This window comes from Pseudomonas sp. NCCP-436, assembly GCF_019656335.1.
In the GTDB taxonomy this organism is placed as follows: domain Bacteria; phylum Pseudomonadota; class Gammaproteobacteria; order Pseudomonadales; family Pseudomonadaceae; genus Aquipseudomonas.
This window is the reverse complement of the sequence record NZ_BPLZ01000003.1, coordinates 264,886-280,416: the sequence shown is the minus strand read 5'-3', so window position 1 is coordinate 280,416 and position 15,531 is coordinate 264,886. Positions and strand designations below refer to the sequence as shown.

Sequence of the window (15,531 nt, the reverse complement as noted above, 5' to 3'; positions counted from 1 at the left end):
CGCGGCTCCAGCCCTCAGCTATCAGGTGGACAGTTGCTCCGCCACCCAGCGTGGCACCTGTTCGCTGGCCAAGCCATAGCGCCTCTCGGCAAACAGCGAATGGCCCTGACTGGGCTCCAGATTGATCTCCAGCGTGTGCGCACCAGCGCCCCGCGCCACCTCCACGAAACCTGCCGCCGGGTAGACATGGCCGGAAGTGCCGATGCTGACGAACAGCGCACAGCGCTCCAGTGCCTGATAGATACGTTCCATGTGATAGGGCATTTCACCGAACCAGACGATATCCGGGCGCAGCGTGCCGGCTTGGCCGCAGCAGGCGCAGGGCTGATCATCCGGCAGATCGCCAAGTAGCGGGAAGCGCTGTCCACTACGGCTACAGAGCATCGATTGCAATTCTCCATGCATGTGCAGCAGGCGTCGGGAGCCGGCGCGTTCGTGCAGGTTGTCGACATTCTGTGTTACCAGTAGAAAATCGCCTTGCCAGTTCGTCTCCAGCTCGGCCAGTGCCAGGTGGCCGGCATTCGGCGCAATGGCCGGGTCGAGCAGCTGGGCGCGGCGCATGTTGTAGAAGCGCTGTACCAGCTCCGGGTTGCGTGCGAAAGCTTCGGGCGTGGCGACATCTTCGATGCGATGCTCCTCCCACAGGCCGTCGGAGGCGCGAAAAGTGCGGATGCCGCTCTCGGCGGAAATACCGGCACCGGTGAGTATGACAAGATTCGGGTGAGGCATATTGGTAACTCACGGGGTGAACACAGTACCCGGATCCTAACGCTTTCGGCGTCGGATGCATCCACGGGCTTTGCTGCGGGAGCGGTCTATCCCGTTGGCACGTCGCTCCGCATTGTCAGATGCCGATGGTGCATGCATGGCGACATTCGTAGTATCTGGTACCAGGCTCGACAGCAGATGCTCTGAATGGAGAGCCTGAGGAGTTTTCCAAGTGGCAAGTGTTTTGACGCGCGATCAGCGTATTCGGTTGTGGTCGGCACTGTCGGATGCTTTTGTCGACAACGAAGTCGATTACAACCTCATAGCCCGGCAGTTGGCAGGATTTGACCTCGCCGCAATAGAGCGCGCCTTCTTCGAGGAGGTGGCTCCCGTTTGCTATTCCAACCTGCTGGCGCCTGTTCCTCCAATCTGGACGGCCTTTGAGAGCACGTGGCTTACCGAAACCATCGAGAGCACTTTGGGAGCCCGTCGCACCTCGACCTTTAGACGTCTGCGCGATCAGGTCTTCGTGGCCTATCTGCGTTTTCGACTCGGGGACGAATGGCTAAGCATTAAGCGCGAGCTGGAGTGCCCTGGTGCTGGTAAACGTTAACGACTGATCGGCTACGGGCCGAGCCGATTATGGCTCGATGCATGTACCAGAACAGCTTTATATCGTTAAGGGGGATGCATTGCGTAGCGGTCTCTATCGGCGCAACCAGATGGTCAAGCTCAATGCCGTTTCGTAGGCAGGAAATGCCGGGCGCTTCAGGTAAACTGCACGCCTGTTTCCCTGTCGACCTGGTTGTCTCATGACCTTTGCTTCCCTTGGCCTGATCGAGCCGCTGCTGCGCACGCTCGCTGACCTCGACTACCAGACGCCGACGCCGGTTCAGAGTCAGTCCATTCCCGCCGTGCTCAAGGGCCGTGATCTGATGGCGGCGGCACAGACGGGCACTGGCAAGACCGCCGGCTTTGCCCTGCCGTTGTTGCAGCGTCTGACTCTGGAGGGCGCGCAGGTGGCGGGCAATTCGCTGCGCGCGCTGGTGCTGGTGCCGACCCGCGAGCTGGCCGAGCAGGTGTTGCAGAGCTTCCGGAGCTACGGCGCCAACCTGCCGCTGTCGAGCTACGCAGTATACGGTGGGGTCAGCATCAACCCGCAGATGCTGCGGCTGCGCAAGGGCGTCGACATACTGGTGGCCACTCCCGGGCGGCTGCTCGACCTGTACCGGCAGAACGCAGTGAGGTTTGCCCAGCTGCAGACTCTGGTACTGGACGAGGCCGATCGCATGCTCGACCTGGGTTTTGCCCGTGAGCTGGACGAGCTGTTCAGTGCTCTGCCGAAGAGGCGCCAGACTCTGCTGTTTTCCGCTACCTTCTCTGATGTCATCCGGCAGATGGCCGGTGAGCTGCTGCGCGATCCGCTGTCGGTGGAAGTCAGTCCGCGCAATACGGCGGCCAAAAGTGTCAGACAGTGGCTGATTCCAGTGGACAAGAAGCGCAAGAGCGAGCTGTTCCTGCACCTGCTGAAGGAGCGACGCTGGGGGCAGGTACTGGTTTTCGCCAAGACCCGCAAGGGCGTCGATCAGCTGGAGCAGGCACTGCGGGCGTCCGGCGTGGCGGCCGACTCGATCCATGGCGACAAGCCGCAGCCAGCACGCTTGCGCGCGCTGGAGCGATTCAAGGCCGGCGAAGTGCAGGTGCTGGTGGCCACCGATGTGGCAGCCCGCGGGCTGGACATCGAGGCTTTACCGCTGGTGGTCAACCTCGACCTGCCGGTCAACGCCGAGGACTACGTACACCGCATCGGGCGTACAGGTCGTGCCGGCAGTAGTGGCGAGGCGGTCTCGCTGGTTTGTGCCGATGAGGTGGAGCTGTTGGCCGCCATTGAACGACTGATACGCCAGGTGTTGTCGCGCCGTGAGGAGCCGGGCTTCATCCCGGATCACCGCGTGCCGCAGACCACCCTCGATGGCCAGATACTGAAGAAACCGAAGAAGCCCAAGCAGAAGCTGATTCCTGGCGCCGCCAAGTCAGGCAGCAAGGGCAATATCCATCTTGGTCGCTGGTTCGAGGAGGACGAGGCCAGGCCCAAGGTCAAGGCGGTACGCAAGGTGCCCAGTTTCGGTAGCAAACCGCAGGGTGGGAAGCGATAGGCCATGAGCGAAAAGTGGCTGTGCGTGAAGCCCTGTTTCTGAAGGCGCGTTGAATCCTGGTAAGCCGGATTGCGAGTGTATTGCCCGATGCTTGTCAGTTGCCGTCGCGGGGTTGGTTGCTTGCCATTTCCCGCCTTCAAGGCAACGACTTAAGCACAGCCTACGGTACGAAACCGCCTGATCCCCGTTGTGAGGCCGGGCTCAGGCGTTTTTCAGTCTGCGCAGGTTGCCGATAACCGACTCCAGCGCCCGGTCGAAGAGCAGGGCGTCGTCCAGTAGGCGAATGGCGTTGCGGCGAAACTCCACGGCCAGAGCGTTGCGGCTCTTCTCCAGGACCTTTATGCCGGTGCGGTTGACGAACACGTACTTGCCGGTGGGTTTGATGATCGCCGCCAGCTTGCAGCGTAGCCGGTGCTCCTCGTCTTCTTGGAGCTCGACCCAGCTGCCCACACGTAGGCTGTCCACTTGCAAAAGGGCTTCATCGTCCTCCGGCAACACCACTTCCGGTTCGTCCGATCGGGTCTGCCCGGGAGCCAGCAGGATGATTTCCTCAACTACTTCGACCATGGCTGAAGCGGCTTCGGCCTCCTCGGCTGGCGGCAATACCAGCAGTGGCAGCGGCTCATCGTTTTCGTCCGGCTTGGCAGCATCTTCGACCGGCGCCGCAACGGTCTCGCCTGGAGAGTGCTTGAAACGCTGAAGAGCCTGGACGTGCAGCGCTTCCAGTTTGTTGAAGAATTCGCTGGTAGAGAAGGGGTCAAAGGCGGCACTGGTCATACCCTCTCGCAGGGCCTTGAGCAGCCCCGGCACCAGCTCCAGAAGACGCAGGCGTGCTTCCGGATCTTCGTGTGGCGCCACGCTCCAGATCAGATCATCCATGGTCTGCAGAGCCGCTTGCCACTCCGGGGAGTCCATACCGTGCTTGAGGCAGGTAAGCATCAGCACCTTGCTCCAGGCGTCCTGCAGCAGGCGTACTACCACCTCCGGCAGGGTCTTGCCCAGCAGGCGCTCATTGAGGGCCTGTTCTACCTGGAGGCGGGCCAGCTCGGCCCGCGCCCTGCCTTCCTCGGCATCGCGGGTGCGCTGTTCGAGCAGCTCGCTGCGACGTCGTTCGTCACCGGTGAAGGCTATAAAGTCGGTTAGAAGCTCGGAGAAGATTGCTGGATCGTCGACAAAGTCGCTGAGTAGACGCTGCACCACCTGCTCGATCTTCTGATACAGGGAGTCGCGCTGCATATCGTCCTGGTCAACCCAGCCGAGCGCTGCCGAGGCTATCTCGTTAAGCAGGCGGCGGGCCGGATGGCTGCCACGGCTGAAGAAGGTCTTGTCCAGTACCGCGACCTTGAGCATGGGAATCTGCAGGCGCCCGATCAGGGCCTTGAGCGAGTCTGGCAGCGTGCGGTCATCGAGAATGAACTCGAACAGCATTGACACCAGGTTGATTACATCCTCGTCGACTTCGCCAACGATGCGGGCCTTGCCACTCTTGGCGCTGACCCGGGCCAGCAGTTGTTCCAGTTGTTCGCGAAGGTCAAAGTCGGCCACTTCGACCGGCTCCTGAGTGCGCTGCTGGAGATGCGACAGCAAACGCATCAGGTCATTGCTGCTGATAGGCAGTGCATCGGTTCTCTGAGCATGTCGCGGCATGAGGCTGCCACGCACCTGTGCCAGCAGTGACTGCAGCGCGCCGAACACCTCCTGCACGCTCTGTTGTGAGTCGTCGGTGAGAGTATCCTCGGCTTCGGCTGATACGGTGGAGCCATTGTTTATCGGGCGTTGAGGGCGACGTGGCGGTGTGGATTTGAGCTCAGGCAGGATGCCGGCATCGATCAGGGTTTGGTTCGCCTCGGCGTAGAGGTTGTCGCAACCGGTCAGTACGTATTTCTCGAACAGTTTGAGAATGATCAGCTTGACCCGGATTTCGACACCCAGGTTGCTGCAGGCGCAGAGGAAGTACTCGCTGAGCAGGGCCGGACCGAGTGGATTGCGCTTGTCGTCCAGCTTCTGGCTGATCAGAGCATTGAAGCGCGTGGTGAGTTGCCCCAGTGCCTTGGCATCGCGGCTCATTACTCGGGCGACCATGGCGTCCAGCGCCACGGTTACCTCCAGTTCGTCGTTCTGTACCAGCGTCAGGCTGTCGAAGGAGACCACATCCAGATCCGGCTGCCTGCCGGTATCGTATTGATTGAGGTTGGCAAAAGCCTCGAATAGCTGCTGCAGGAAGCCGCGCTCAATGCTCTTGCGCTTGAGGCGCAAGTCTCGCATCGCCTCGAAAAACGCGTTCTGCTCGGCGTTGCTGGTGGCCCGATCCGCCATCTCGAACAGCGTGTCGTCGGCGTTTTCGAAAAGCCCTTGGAAGTTCTGCTTCAGCTGCTGTGCCGCCTGGTCGCGTACCTGAGCAAGCGCCGCAGGCAGTCTGGCAGCCGGCGAAGTAGGAGATTCTAGAACGGTGGCTTTGGTTAGCGGCACCACGTTCGCATCGGTTTTCATTCCACTCTCCCGCAGACGACCCGATCCCGAGTTCTCTAGTCTGCACAGCATCAACCGAGTGTCTTCCGTAACGTCAAAGGAATGGCGTCAATAAATTTAAAGTGAAGCCATTATAGGGAGCTTGCGCGCCATACCAAGTCAATTTTTTCTTGCAGACTTGATCTGCATCACAGATGGCCTCATGCCGCTATGGGCAGCCGCATTCAGGCCGCCTTCGGCAGAGCGCTGCATTCATCCATTCCGCCCTCTATAATCCTTCCCCCGCCCAAACCGGAGCCGACCATGCCCAATCTGACTCTCGCCGAACTCGGCAGTGAAATCGAAGCCAATGTTCGCCGTGCGCTGGCCGAGGATATCGGTAGTGGGGACATTACAGCCCAGCTGATTCCTGTCGAGCGACTGGCCAGCGCTCGGGTTATCACCCGGGAAGCTGCTGTCGTTTGCGGAACTGCCTGGGTCGATGCGGTATTTCGGCAGATCGATCCGCGCGTAGCCGTGCACTGGCGGGTGCACGATGGCGAGCGAGTGCAGCCGGATCAGATTCTCTTCAGTCTGGAAGGGCCAGCACGTGCGCTGCTCAGTGGTGAACGCAGTGCATTGAACTTTTTGCAGACGCTTTCTGCTGTCGCTACGCGTTGCCGTCATTATGCGGATCTGGTCGAAGGCACCGGAGTGCGTCTGCTGGATACGCGCAAGACCCTGCCGGGGCTACGTCTGGCGCAGAAGTACGCGGTCACCTGCGGCGGCTGTCACAATCACCGTATCGGCCTTTATGACGCATTCCTGATCAAGGAGAACCATATCGCAGCCTGTGGGGGGATCGCCCAGGCTGTCGAGACGGCTCGGCGCATCGCACCTGGCAAACCGGTGGAGGTGGAGGTGGAAAGTCTGGACGAGCTACACCAGGCGCTGGCGGCAGGGGCCGATATCGTCATGCTTGACGAGCTGTCGCTGGTGGATATGCGCGAAGCCGTAAGACTTACCGCCGGCCGCGCCCTACTGGAAGCATCCGGCGGCATTGATGACAGCAGCTTGCGTGCGGTGGCCGAGACAGGAGTGGACTACATTTCCCTGGGCACGCTGACCAAGGACATCAAGGCGGTGGATCTGTCGATGCGTCTGGCGCTGTAATCAAACTGCCGTGGAGCCCGGTCTGTAGCCGGGCTCCGCTCAGTGCTGCACCGAACGTGTGGCGCTCTCGAGGATGTTGAAGAACACGGTTTCCAGAGAAACGGCCGGCTTGATCGTCAATAGATGACCGCCAACCTGATTCAGTTGCGCGATAAACGCCGGCAGATCCGCCTGCAGCACCTCACACTCGAACTCGCCCTCGCGCAGTACACGCAGCGGTTCACCAATGGGTTGTGCGGCGTGATAGCGCACCAGCATATCGTCGGCACGCTCGGCGGCCAGCTCGCGCGGCGAACGCACGGTCAGCAACTCGCCTTTATTGATAAAGCCGAAACGGTCAGCGATGCGTTCGACATCGTGCAGTACGTGGGAGGTGAAAAAGATGGCGCCGCCCTGCTGCTTGAACTCGGTGAGAATCTCCACTACGTCCTTGCGCCCGACCGGATCCAGGCCCGAGAGCGGTTCGTCGAGAATCAGCAGTTTGGGCTGAACGGCCATGGCGTGGGCCAGTGCCACCCGCTGGACATTGCCCTTGGACAGCTCGCGAATGCGCCGCTTGGCATTTATGTGAACCGAAAAACGCTCCAACCAGTGCATGCACCAGGCATCGGCGTCCGAGCGACGGATGCCGTACATGGACAGGCCCATGCGCAGGATTTCCAGCGGCGTGAACTGCTCATAAAGGGCCGGCGACTCCGGGACGTAAGCCAGCGGCTGGCGCGCCTCGGCACGATGCGCATCCACACCATAGATGCTTACTTCGCCTTGGTAGTCATTGATGATATCCAGCATCACCTTGATGGTGGTGGACTTGCCAGCGCCATTGGGGCCGACGAAGCCGAAGACCTCACCCTCCGTGAGGGTAAAACTGACATCACGCAGCGCACGGACTTCCCGGCCCTTGCTGCGGAAGGTGTGACTTACGTTTTTGAACTCCAGCACATCGCTCACTGCTGACTCTCCATGCCTTCGATCTTCAGCGTCTTCATGTCGATATGACCATCCTGCAGTTCATAGCCTAAGCCAAGAGGGTCTTCGGGGATTGCTGTCAACTCACCCGTCTCGACAAGCTGACTAATGTCGTGGAGGTTACCGTGCTTTTTCTCGTATCGGCGCTGGGCTTCTCGAAGTTGAATGAGACCGTGCAAACGAGTGACACGTCTGCTTAGCATTTCTTGAAGCAGGGGGTCGGTTGCTGAATCGCGTTGCTGGGTCAGATAGTTCAATGCCAGATGTTCATCGGAAAACTGTTCGGCCCGAAGAGTAATCGCGAGTCTACGTAGAGCGGCTGAGTTTACTGGCCACCGCTCTGCTGCCAGTTCGAATGCCTGTATGGCCTCATCTTTTTCGCGGTCAAAGAACACTTTGTTGACCCCGTAAAAGAAGGGCGCCACGCCATCCCAGAAGCGACATTGAATCGCTGACTTCAATACTTTGTTGCCCTCGGATACTGCTCCTCCCCAGGTAAGAAGCGCGTTGGCCAGATAATAGTTGTCTTCGTGGCAGGGATTGAGCTTGCTGACTTCGTGTTGAGCCCGCGTCAGATAGGCAGTGTCAGTACCAGATTCATCAATTCCCGTAGAAGCTAGGCGAATTGCCTCCAGGTTGGCAGCGAGGTAATTGTCGCCGCCGTATAGAAACAGAAGGATCGGAGCGCTTACTACTACTCGGTCCTCTTTATTTCGCAGTTCTGGCTGAGTGTCCGGAGGCTGCTTCAGTTGCGTGCTCAGGGAAAAGCACGAGAAGAAAATCAGCGCAAGAACTAGAAAACAGTGGCGAGGGAGCATGTCAGGAAAAACGTTTGTGTCTGATGGCCCAGAGAGCCAGCGCTATAAAACCGAATGCATAGCTACCGGCAGAGGTCATCAGCCACATCCAGTCATTGGGAAAAAAGTACCATTGCCCATACAGGGATAGGCCGCGTATATCCAGGCTTGCCAGGTTGGGGAGCAGATAGCCAAGCACGCCTAGACTGTCCCGATAGCTTTCGGCATTGCTGACCAGATAGGCGTTCTGGGTAAGAAGCTCCGAGACGGCAGCATACGAACGGGCGATCAGCGTGAAGCCCAGTACGCCGATCAGAACAAAGCTAGGTGTTGAAGCGATAACTGCGAGAAAACCGGCGAGAGAGGCGAGAACGAGAAAATCCATTGCAATGAAGGCAATGACGCAGAGATAACCGACCCCCAGGTTTGCAGCTGTTCCCTGGGGTTGCATGGATTCCAGGGCGGCTACAGTTCCCGCCAGAGTGATGGCCATCACGCATAGCAGTAGCAGCCCCAGAAAAATCAGGGTGAGAAATCGGTTGAGGAAGAAGCGCTCGCGTGAAACGGGGTAACTCATAGAGTTGAGGAAGTAGCGACGGTCGAACTCTCTGGACAGCAGTTCTTGCGTCATGAAGATCATGACGAGTGGAAGCAGGATTCGAATGACGGAAAGGCCGACATCTAGGCCGACAGTGGCTGATTGTCGTCCGCTGAACTGGGCTGCCAGCAGGGTTGCGGTAATCAGTATTGCCAGGGAGCCAAGCAGAAACCCGGGGTAGCGTGCACGAATGGCAAGACGAAAAGCAGAGAAGAAACCTAGCATGGTGCCGGTTATCCGATCCTGAGAGATGATCAGCGTCTGAACGCAAGGGTCAGTATCGCTGTAGCGGCCTTGGCATCGGCCTGGGCAGAGGCGTCGCTGGCACGCCCTTTGTAATCGTTGAAAAGGGGAATAGCTATTGCGGTCAGTATGCCCACAATTGCTATAACGATCATCAATTCGATGAGGGTGAAACCTTTCGCGAAAACACGTGATGCCGACTTTTTCATGACCTGAAGCTCATGGATAGACTGCAGACGGCAAAGAAGCGGGGCACAGCAGACGCCACGCCCCGCTGGTGCCGCTTAGTTGGTCACAAGGGAGTTGACCGGGGTAGCGGAGTCGCAGATTGCGGTCAGGCTGCTTGCAGCCACGCTGCCACCGGCGGTCGAGGCCAGGTAGCCCTTGCCGAGGCTGTTGGACTGGAAGGTCACGCCTTCGTAGTTGGTGGTAGGGCAGCTGTCGTCGTTCATGACGATGGTGTCGTCAGCGCCGTTCTCACCGGGGATGATGTCGACCACGGCACAGGCAATGGTCGCCTGCTTGCGGCTGCCGCCCTTGTGGCAGGTGGCAACGCGGATGGTGTTGTTGGCTACGTTGCAATTGTATGCGCCGTAGACGTTGCTCGATAGGTTGATGGTTACTGCCTCACTCAGCAGGGCACAGCCCTGGTTGCCGGGCTGAATGGGGGTGCCGGACGAAATCGGGGTAGCAAAGGCAGAAGTACTGAAGATGCCAGCTACTGCGATGAAGGAAGCTACGATTTTTTTCATGGGTTCTACTCCGGATTAGAGCTGAGAAGCGGCCAGGACGCTGACGGCATTCTTGGCGTCGGCAGTAGCTACGGTGTCGTTGGACTTGGCACGGTATTCATTGAACTGTGGCAGGGCGATGGCAGCCAGGATGCCGATGATGGCTACTACGATCATCAGCTCAATCAGGGTGAAACCCTTTTGCTTTTTCAGAGACTTCATGGATTAGCTCCTGTTGTGGTTAAGGTCGGGGACCTGGTTTCGTTCTAAGCAGGTAGCGTGCCAAGTATGTTTTTCAGGCTGTCTGATGGTCTGAGACAGTGACTCTCGTCTTGCTTATCTGGTACAGGCCACCCGTAAACATCTTGAATCTTGATAGATGGAAGCGTTTGTTGAGAGGGAGAAAGGGCCTGCAAAGTCAGCAACTGACACTTTTGGTCACCCAGTTATAACCTGCTTGGGGCAGGGCATGGCTTTGGGCTATAAGAGTGGTTCAGTCATCCGTTTGATACCTGCCACCAATGAACGACACCGTGATCGCAACGGGCCTGGCCCGTCAACTTGTCAACGCCGAACTCCTCGATGAGCGTACGGCCAGTCAGGCTCAGGCCCAGGCAGCCCGCAACAAGATTCCCCTGGTGTCGTACCTGGTACAGAACCGGCTGGTAGGTAGTCGGGCTCTGGCGGAGGTGGCGGCCGAGCAGTTCGGGATGCCCTATTTTGATCTCGGGGCCATGGACAGGGAGAGCCAGCCTCGCGAGATTCTCAGCGAGAAGATCTGTCGTCAGCACCGGGTTCTGCCGCTGTACAAGCGTGGCAACAAGCTGTTTATCGCCTTGTCCGATCCGACCAATCACCAGGCGCTGACTGACGTCCAGTTCAGTGCCGGCCTGAGCACCGAGGCATTGCTGGTTGAAGATGACAAGCTCGGCGAGGCCATCGAGCGTTTCTTCGATACTGGCAGCAGCGGCATGGAGGAGCTGGCCGATGTCGATCTGGATGGCCTGGATGTAGAGGCTGTCGGTGACGAGAAGGAGGAGGCGGCCGGCGGTGATGCAGACGATGCTCCGGTGGTGCGCTTTATCAACAAGATGCTGCTCGATGCCATCAAGGGTGGTTCCTCCGATTTGCACTTCGAGCCTTACGAAAAGATATACCGCGTGCGCTTTCGTACCGATGGCGTGTTGCACGAAGTGGCGCGTCCGCCGATTCAGCTTGCCAGCCGGTTGGCTGCTCGCCTCAAGGTAATGGCGCAGCTGGATATTTCCGAGCGCCGCAAACCACAGGATGGCCGGATCAAGATGAAGGTCTCGAAAAACAAGGCCATCGACTTCCGTGTCAACACGTTGCCCACGCTGTGGGGCGAGAAGATCGTGATGCGGATCCTCGATCCGAGCAGTGCCCAGATGGGCATTGACGCGTTGGGTTATGAAGAGGACCAGAAGGCGCTTTACATGGAGGCGCTCAAGCAGCCTCAGGGCATGATTCTGGTGACTGGGCCGACCGGTTCCGGCAAGACGGTATCGCTCTACACCGGCCTGAATATCCTTAATACCCCGGGCATCAACATCTCCACGGCGGAAGATCCGGTGGAGATCAACCTGGAGGGGATCAACCAGGTCAACGTCAATCCGAGGCATGGGATGGACTTCGCGCAGGCACTACGCGCTTTCCTGCGGCAGGATCCGGACGTAATCATGGTGGGCGAGATCCGCGACCTGGAAACCGCCGAGATCGCCGTCAAGGCAGCGCAGACCGGGCACATGGTGATGTCCACTCTGCACACCAACAGTGCCGCTGAAACCCTGACTCGCCTGCGTAACATGGGCGTGCCGGCCTTCAATATCGCAACTTCGGTCAACCTGATCATTGCCCAGCGACTGGCGCGCAAGCTCTGCAGTTGCAAGAAGGAAGTGGTGGTGCCCGCCGAGGTGCTGATCAAGGAAGGTTTTCCGGAGAACAAGCTGGGTACCTTCAAGCTTTATGGCCCCAATGGTTGTGAACACTGCAAGGGCGGTTACAAGGGAAGGGTGGGGATTTATGAAGTAGTTAAAATCACGCCGGCGATGCAACGCATTATCATGGAGGAAGGCAACTCCATCGAAATCGCTGCACAAGCGAGAGCCGACGGTTTCAACGATCTTCGTACTTCCGGGTTGATCAAGGCGATGCAGGGCATCACCAGCCTGGAGGAAGTCAACCGAGTGACCAAGGACTAATCCATGGCGGAAAAAGCACTGAAAACCAGCGTATTCGCCTGGGAAGGCACTGATCGCAAGGGAGGCAAAGTAAAGGGGGAAATCAGCGGTCAGTCTCCCGCGCTGGTCAAGGCGCAGCTACGCAAGCAGGGCATCAACCCCATCAAGGTGCGTAAAAAAGCCGTTTCGCTGTTTGGCAGCGGCAAGAAGATCAAGCCGATGGACATCGCCCTGTTCACCCGGCAGATGGCAACCATGATGAAGGCCGGGGTACCGTTGCTGCAGTCCTTTGACATCATTGCCGAGGGCTTCGACAACCCGAACATGCGCAAGCTGATCGATGAGATCAAGCAGGAAGTTGCGGCAGGCAACAGCTTCGCTTCGTCGCTGCGCAAGAAGCCGATGTACTTCGATGATCTGTATTGCAACCTGGTCGAGTCCGGCGAGCAGTCCGGTGCCCTGGAAACTCTGCTGGATCGCATCGCCACCTACAAGGAAAAGACCGAGTCGCTCAAGGCCAAGATCAGGAAAGCCATGACCTATCCGATGGCGGTTATCGTGGTGGCGGTGATTGTTACCGCAATCCTTTTGATCGAGGTGGTGCCAGAGTTTGAGAGCATTTTTCATGGGTTCGGTGCTCAATTGCCCGCTTTTACTCAGATCGTGGTGAATCTTTCCCGTGGGTTGCAGCGCTGGTGGTGGCTGATTTTGTTCGGTCTCGTCGGCGGAGTATTCATTTTTGGCCAGGCCTATAAGCGCTCGGAGAAGTTTCGAAATTTCCTTGACAGAACTCTGCTTAAGACACCGATCATTGGAGACATCCTCTACAAAGCAGTAGTGGCGCGTTTTGCCCGAACCCTGGCGACGACTTTTGCCGCAGGTGTGCCATTGATCGATGCACTGGATTCGGTGGCCGGGGCTACGGGCAACGTGGTGTTCCGCAATGCTGTCAACAAGATCAAGGTTGATGTGTCTTCCGGCGTTCAGTTGAACTTCTCAATGCGCCAGGCAGACATCTTCCCCAGTATGGCTGTGCAGATGACGGCCATCGGCGAAGAATCCGGCTCGCTGGACGAGATGCTGGACAAGACTGCCAGCTATTATGAAGAGGAAGTGGATAACGCGGTGGACAACCTGACCACGCTGATGGAACCCATGATTATGGCCGTGCTCGGCGTGTTGGTCGGTGGTCTGATTATCGCCATGTACCTGCCGATCTTCCAGATTGGTATGGTAGTCGGTTAGGGTATGCCGTTTCAGTTTCTGGCCGACAATGCGTCAGCCTTTGTTTTGCTCTGCGCGTTGCTCGGACTGCTGGTTGGCAGCTTTCTCAATGTCGTGATCTATCGCCTGCCAATCATGTTGCAGCGTGACTGGCGGGTGCAGGCGCGAGAGGTGCTCGACCTGCCCGCCGAGCCGCAGCGTGCAACCTTCAATCTGCTCTTGCCCAATTCGTCCTGCCCACACTGCGGGCATGAGATCCGGTCTTGGGAAAACATCCCGCTGATTAGCTATCTGCTCCTGCGTGGCCGCTGCGCCGGCTGCCGGGTGCCCATCAGCAAGCGCTATCCGCTGGTGGAACTGACCAGTGGTCTGCTTGCTGCTTATATCGCCTGGCATTTCGGCTTTGGCTGGCAGGCTGGGGCCATGCTGCTGTTGGTCTGGGGCTTGTTGGCCATGAGTATGATCGATGCCGATCATCAGCTCCTGCCGGACGCGCTGGTGCTGCCCTTGCTGTGGCTGGGGTTGATCGTCAACCATTTTGGCCTGTTCACCAGCCTGGATTCGGCCTTGTGGGGAGCGATCGCCGGTTACCTGAGCCTGTGGTCTGTCTACTGGCTGTTCCGCCTGATCACTGGCAAGGAAGGTATGGGGCATGGCGACTTCAAGCTGTTGGCCATGCTGGGTGCCTGGGGAGGCTGGCAGATCCTGCCGCTGACTGTCCTGCTTTCCTCGCTGGTGGGGGCGGTACTGGGAATGATCCTGCTGCGCCTGCGCGGTAGTGACACAGGTACACCCATTCCCTTCGGGCCGTATCTGGCGATAGCCGGTCTGATTGCCCTGCTCTGGGGAGATGTGATCACCGGCAGTTATCTCCGTATCGCCGGTTTCTGAGGGCGCGGGGTTCGGCCGTCAGCGCCTGCCCCTCTGTCCTGCCAATACGGTTTTCCGTTTTTTGATGAAGTGGAAAGGCGGAAGAGTCTTGGGCTTTTGTCTGTTTTCATACTCAAGCGAAGGCCATCGCCTGAATAGCCCAGCTTCTGGCATGGTGCGGGAGTATGCCAGCGATTCTTCAGTTGTCGCGCTCGGTCTCATCTGGTGGGATGAGGGAGCGCTCCAGCTCCAGCAGTCGCTGCTTGCGCTGCAAGCCCCAGCGGTAGCCGCCAGGGCCTCCGTCGCTGGCGATCACCCGGTGGCATGGTAGCAACAGGGCAATGGTATTGCTGGCGCAGGCCCGGGCGATGGCGCGTGGATGGCTATGCAGCTGTTTGGCCAGTTCTCCATAGCTCCGGGTGGTGCCATGGGGGATGCGTTGCAGCGCTTGCCAGACACGCTCCTGGAAGGCTGTGCCACGAATGTCCAGAGGCAGGTGTACAGCGCGCTCCGGTTCCCGCAGTTGGGCCAGCACTTGCGTTAGCCAGGGCTGCAGGCCCTGAGTGTCCTCGACCAGTTTGGCAGCGGCAAAACGCTGCTGCAGTTCCTCGTAGAGTGCTTCAGGCTCTTCACCCAGTAGCAGAGCGCATATTCCCTTGCTACTGGCGGCCAGCAACAGCCAGCCCAGTGTGCTGAGGCTTATGGCATAGCGCAGGCGCTCCCCGGCTCCGCGTAGACGACGGCGAGCGGGCGCCATGCCGGAGCTGTCTTCATAAATGGCGCGGGTACCGGAATAACCGGCAGCCAGTGCCGCATCGAGCACGCTGGTAGCTTGTGGCAAGTGCTGCTCCAGGCGTCGCCGGCGTTCGGCGGCAGCCCAGGCGCGGGGTGTCAGTCCAGTTCGGGCTTTGAAAGCGCGTGCCAGATGGGAAGGCGACAGACCAATGTGTGCGGCCAGTTGCGCCAGGGTTTGCTGCGGTTGCTGTCTTAGCCGTTCGCAGGCTGCGGCGATCAGTTCGTCGAGCTGTTGTGCCGGACTGCGGGTATGCGGTGAACAACGTCGGCATGGGCGGAAACCGGCGGACTCGGCACTTGCCGCATCGGCGTGAAAACTGACGTTGTCGCGACGTGGGCGTCGGGCTGGGCAACTGGGCCGACAGTAGATGCCTGTGCTCTGTACGGCAAAGACGAAGCGCCCGTCGTATCCGGCGTCGCGAGCGCAGACAGCCTGCCAGCAGTGTTCCGGATCGAGCATCGGGGGCCTCGGCAAGAGTGGTCGTCGCAGGTGATTGTCGGCTTGGATGGCCGCGCTGCCAATCCGTATCGCACTTTCAAATACCAGAGTGGGGCCGAGCGGGCAGAAGTGCCGGACAGCGTCTTTACTCTCTTCATGAAGCCCCGGGGAGAGGGGCCAGG

General features: G+C 58.9%; 15 protein-coding genes. 6 read left to right on the top strand and 9 right to left on the bottom strand.

All coding sequences use genetic code 11. The annotated features are described in order from the left end of the window. Nucleotides 1–21 precede the first annotated feature (21 nt). The gene (gene cobB, locus NCCP436_RS05385; protein ID WP_220802767.1) at nucleotides 22–729 is read right to left on the bottom strand and encodes a Sir2 family NAD+-dependent deacetylase; all 708 of its coding nucleotides are present in this window, start codon (nucleotides 727–729) and stop codon (nucleotides 22–24) included. A gap of 211 nt (nucleotides 730–940) precedes the next feature. On the opposite strand from cobB, the gene NCCP436_RS05380 reads away from it, so the two are divergent. Continuing rightward, entirely contained in the window at nucleotides 941–1,321 is a 381-nt protein-coding gene (locus tag NCCP436_RS05380) for a hypothetical protein (protein ID WP_259651443.1), read from the top strand. A gap of 199 nt (nucleotides 1,322–1,520) precedes the next feature. After that, a complete protein-coding gene (locus NCCP436_RS05375; RefSeq protein ID WP_220802766.1) occupies nucleotides 1,521–2,864 on the top strand; it encodes a DEAD/DEAH box helicase in 1,344 nt (447 codons plus the stop codon). A 201-nt stretch (nucleotides 2,865–3,065) separates the two neighbouring features. On the opposite strand, the gene NCCP436_RS05370 is transcribed toward NCCP436_RS05375, so the two are convergent. After that, nucleotides 3,066–5,354: a DUF1631 domain-containing protein gene (locus NCCP436_RS05370; RefSeq protein WP_220802765.1), complete on the bottom strand. Its 2,289-nt coding sequence runs from the start codon at nucleotides 5,352–5,354 to the stop codon at nucleotides 3,066–3,068. A gap of 282 nt (nucleotides 5,355–5,636) precedes the next feature. Between NCCP436_RS05370 and nadC the strand changes: the two genes are divergently transcribed. After that, a complete protein-coding gene (gene nadC / locus NCCP436_RS05365) occupies nucleotides 5,637–6,485 on the top strand; it encodes a carboxylating nicotinate-nucleotide diphosphorylase (protein ID WP_220802764.1) in 849 nt (282 codons plus the stop codon). A 39-nt stretch (nucleotides 6,486–6,524) separates the two neighbouring features. Here nadC and NCCP436_RS05360 read toward each other — a convergent pair whose 3' ends face one another. The 6 genes from NCCP436_RS05360 to NCCP436_RS17730 all read right to left on the bottom strand — a co-directional run bounded on the left by NCCP436_RS05360 (nucleotide 6,525) and on the right by NCCP436_RS17730 (nucleotide 10,045). Continuing rightward, nucleotides 6,525–7,436: an ABC transporter ATP-binding protein gene (locus NCCP436_RS05360; protein WP_220802763.1), complete on the bottom strand. Its 912-nt coding sequence runs from the start codon at nucleotides 7,434–7,436 to the stop codon at nucleotides 6,525–6,527. Beyond that, entirely contained in the window at nucleotides 7,433–8,272 is an 840-nt protein-coding gene (locus NCCP436_RS05355) for a hypothetical protein (RefSeq protein WP_259651442.1), read from the bottom strand. The genes NCCP436_RS05360 and NCCP436_RS05355 overlap by 4 nt, the downstream gene beginning before the upstream one ends. Before the next feature lies 1 nt (nucleotide 8,273). After that, nucleotides 8,274–9,074 (bottom strand): hypothetical protein, encoded by an 801-nt coding sequence (locus NCCP436_RS05350; protein WP_259651441.1) that lies wholly within the window; start codon nucleotides 9,072–9,074, stop codon nucleotides 8,274–8,276. 29 nt (nucleotides 9,075–9,103) lie between these two features. Then, entirely contained in the window at nucleotides 9,104–9,301 is a 198-nt protein-coding gene (locus NCCP436_RS05345; protein ID WP_220802762.1) for a prepilin-type N-terminal cleavage/methylation domain-containing protein, read from the bottom strand. Nucleotides 9,302–9,376: 75 nt separating this feature from the next. Next, entirely contained in the window at nucleotides 9,377–9,844 is a 468-nt protein-coding gene (locus NCCP436_RS05340) for a hypothetical protein (RefSeq protein WP_220802761.1), read from the bottom strand. A 15-nt stretch (nucleotides 9,845–9,859) separates the two neighbouring features. Next, nucleotides 9,860–10,045, bottom strand: a complete 186-nt coding sequence (locus NCCP436_RS17730; RefSeq protein ID WP_220802760.1) for a prepilin-type N-terminal cleavage/methylation domain-containing protein — start codon at nucleotides 10,043–10,045, stop codon at nucleotides 9,860–9,862. Nucleotides 10,046–10,344: 299 nt separating this feature from the next. Between NCCP436_RS17730 and pilB the strand changes: the two genes are divergently transcribed. The 3 genes from pilB to NCCP436_RS05320 are packed head-to-tail and all read left to right on the top strand — an operon-like array spanning nucleotide 10,345 to nucleotide 14,136. Further along, nucleotides 10,345–12,042, top strand: a complete 1,698-nt coding sequence (gene pilB, locus NCCP436_RS05330) for a type IV-A pilus assembly ATPase PilB (protein ID WP_220802759.1) — start codon at nucleotides 10,345–10,347, stop codon at nucleotides 12,040–12,042. 3 nt (nucleotides 12,043–12,045) lie between these two features. Next, nucleotides 12,046–13,266: a type II secretion system F family protein gene (locus NCCP436_RS05325; RefSeq protein WP_220802758.1), complete on the top strand. Its 1,221-nt coding sequence runs from the start codon at nucleotides 12,046–12,048 to the stop codon at nucleotides 13,264–13,266. A gap of 3 nt (nucleotides 13,267–13,269) precedes the next feature. Next, complete coding sequence (locus NCCP436_RS05320; protein WP_220802757.1) at nucleotides 13,270–14,136, top strand: A24 family peptidase; 867 nt, start codon at nucleotides 13,270–13,272, stop codon at nucleotides 14,134–14,136. Between the two features lie 178 nt (nucleotides 14,137–14,314). On the opposite strand, the gene ada is transcribed toward NCCP436_RS05320, so the two are convergent. Beyond that, on the bottom strand, nucleotides 14,315–15,370 hold the full coding sequence (ada, locus tag NCCP436_RS05315) for a bifunctional DNA-binding transcriptional regulator/O6-methylguanine-DNA methyltransferase Ada (protein WP_220802756.1): 1,056 nt from the start codon (nucleotides 15,368–15,370) through the stop codon (nucleotides 14,315–14,317). Nucleotides 15,371–15,531 lie beyond the last annotated feature (161 nt).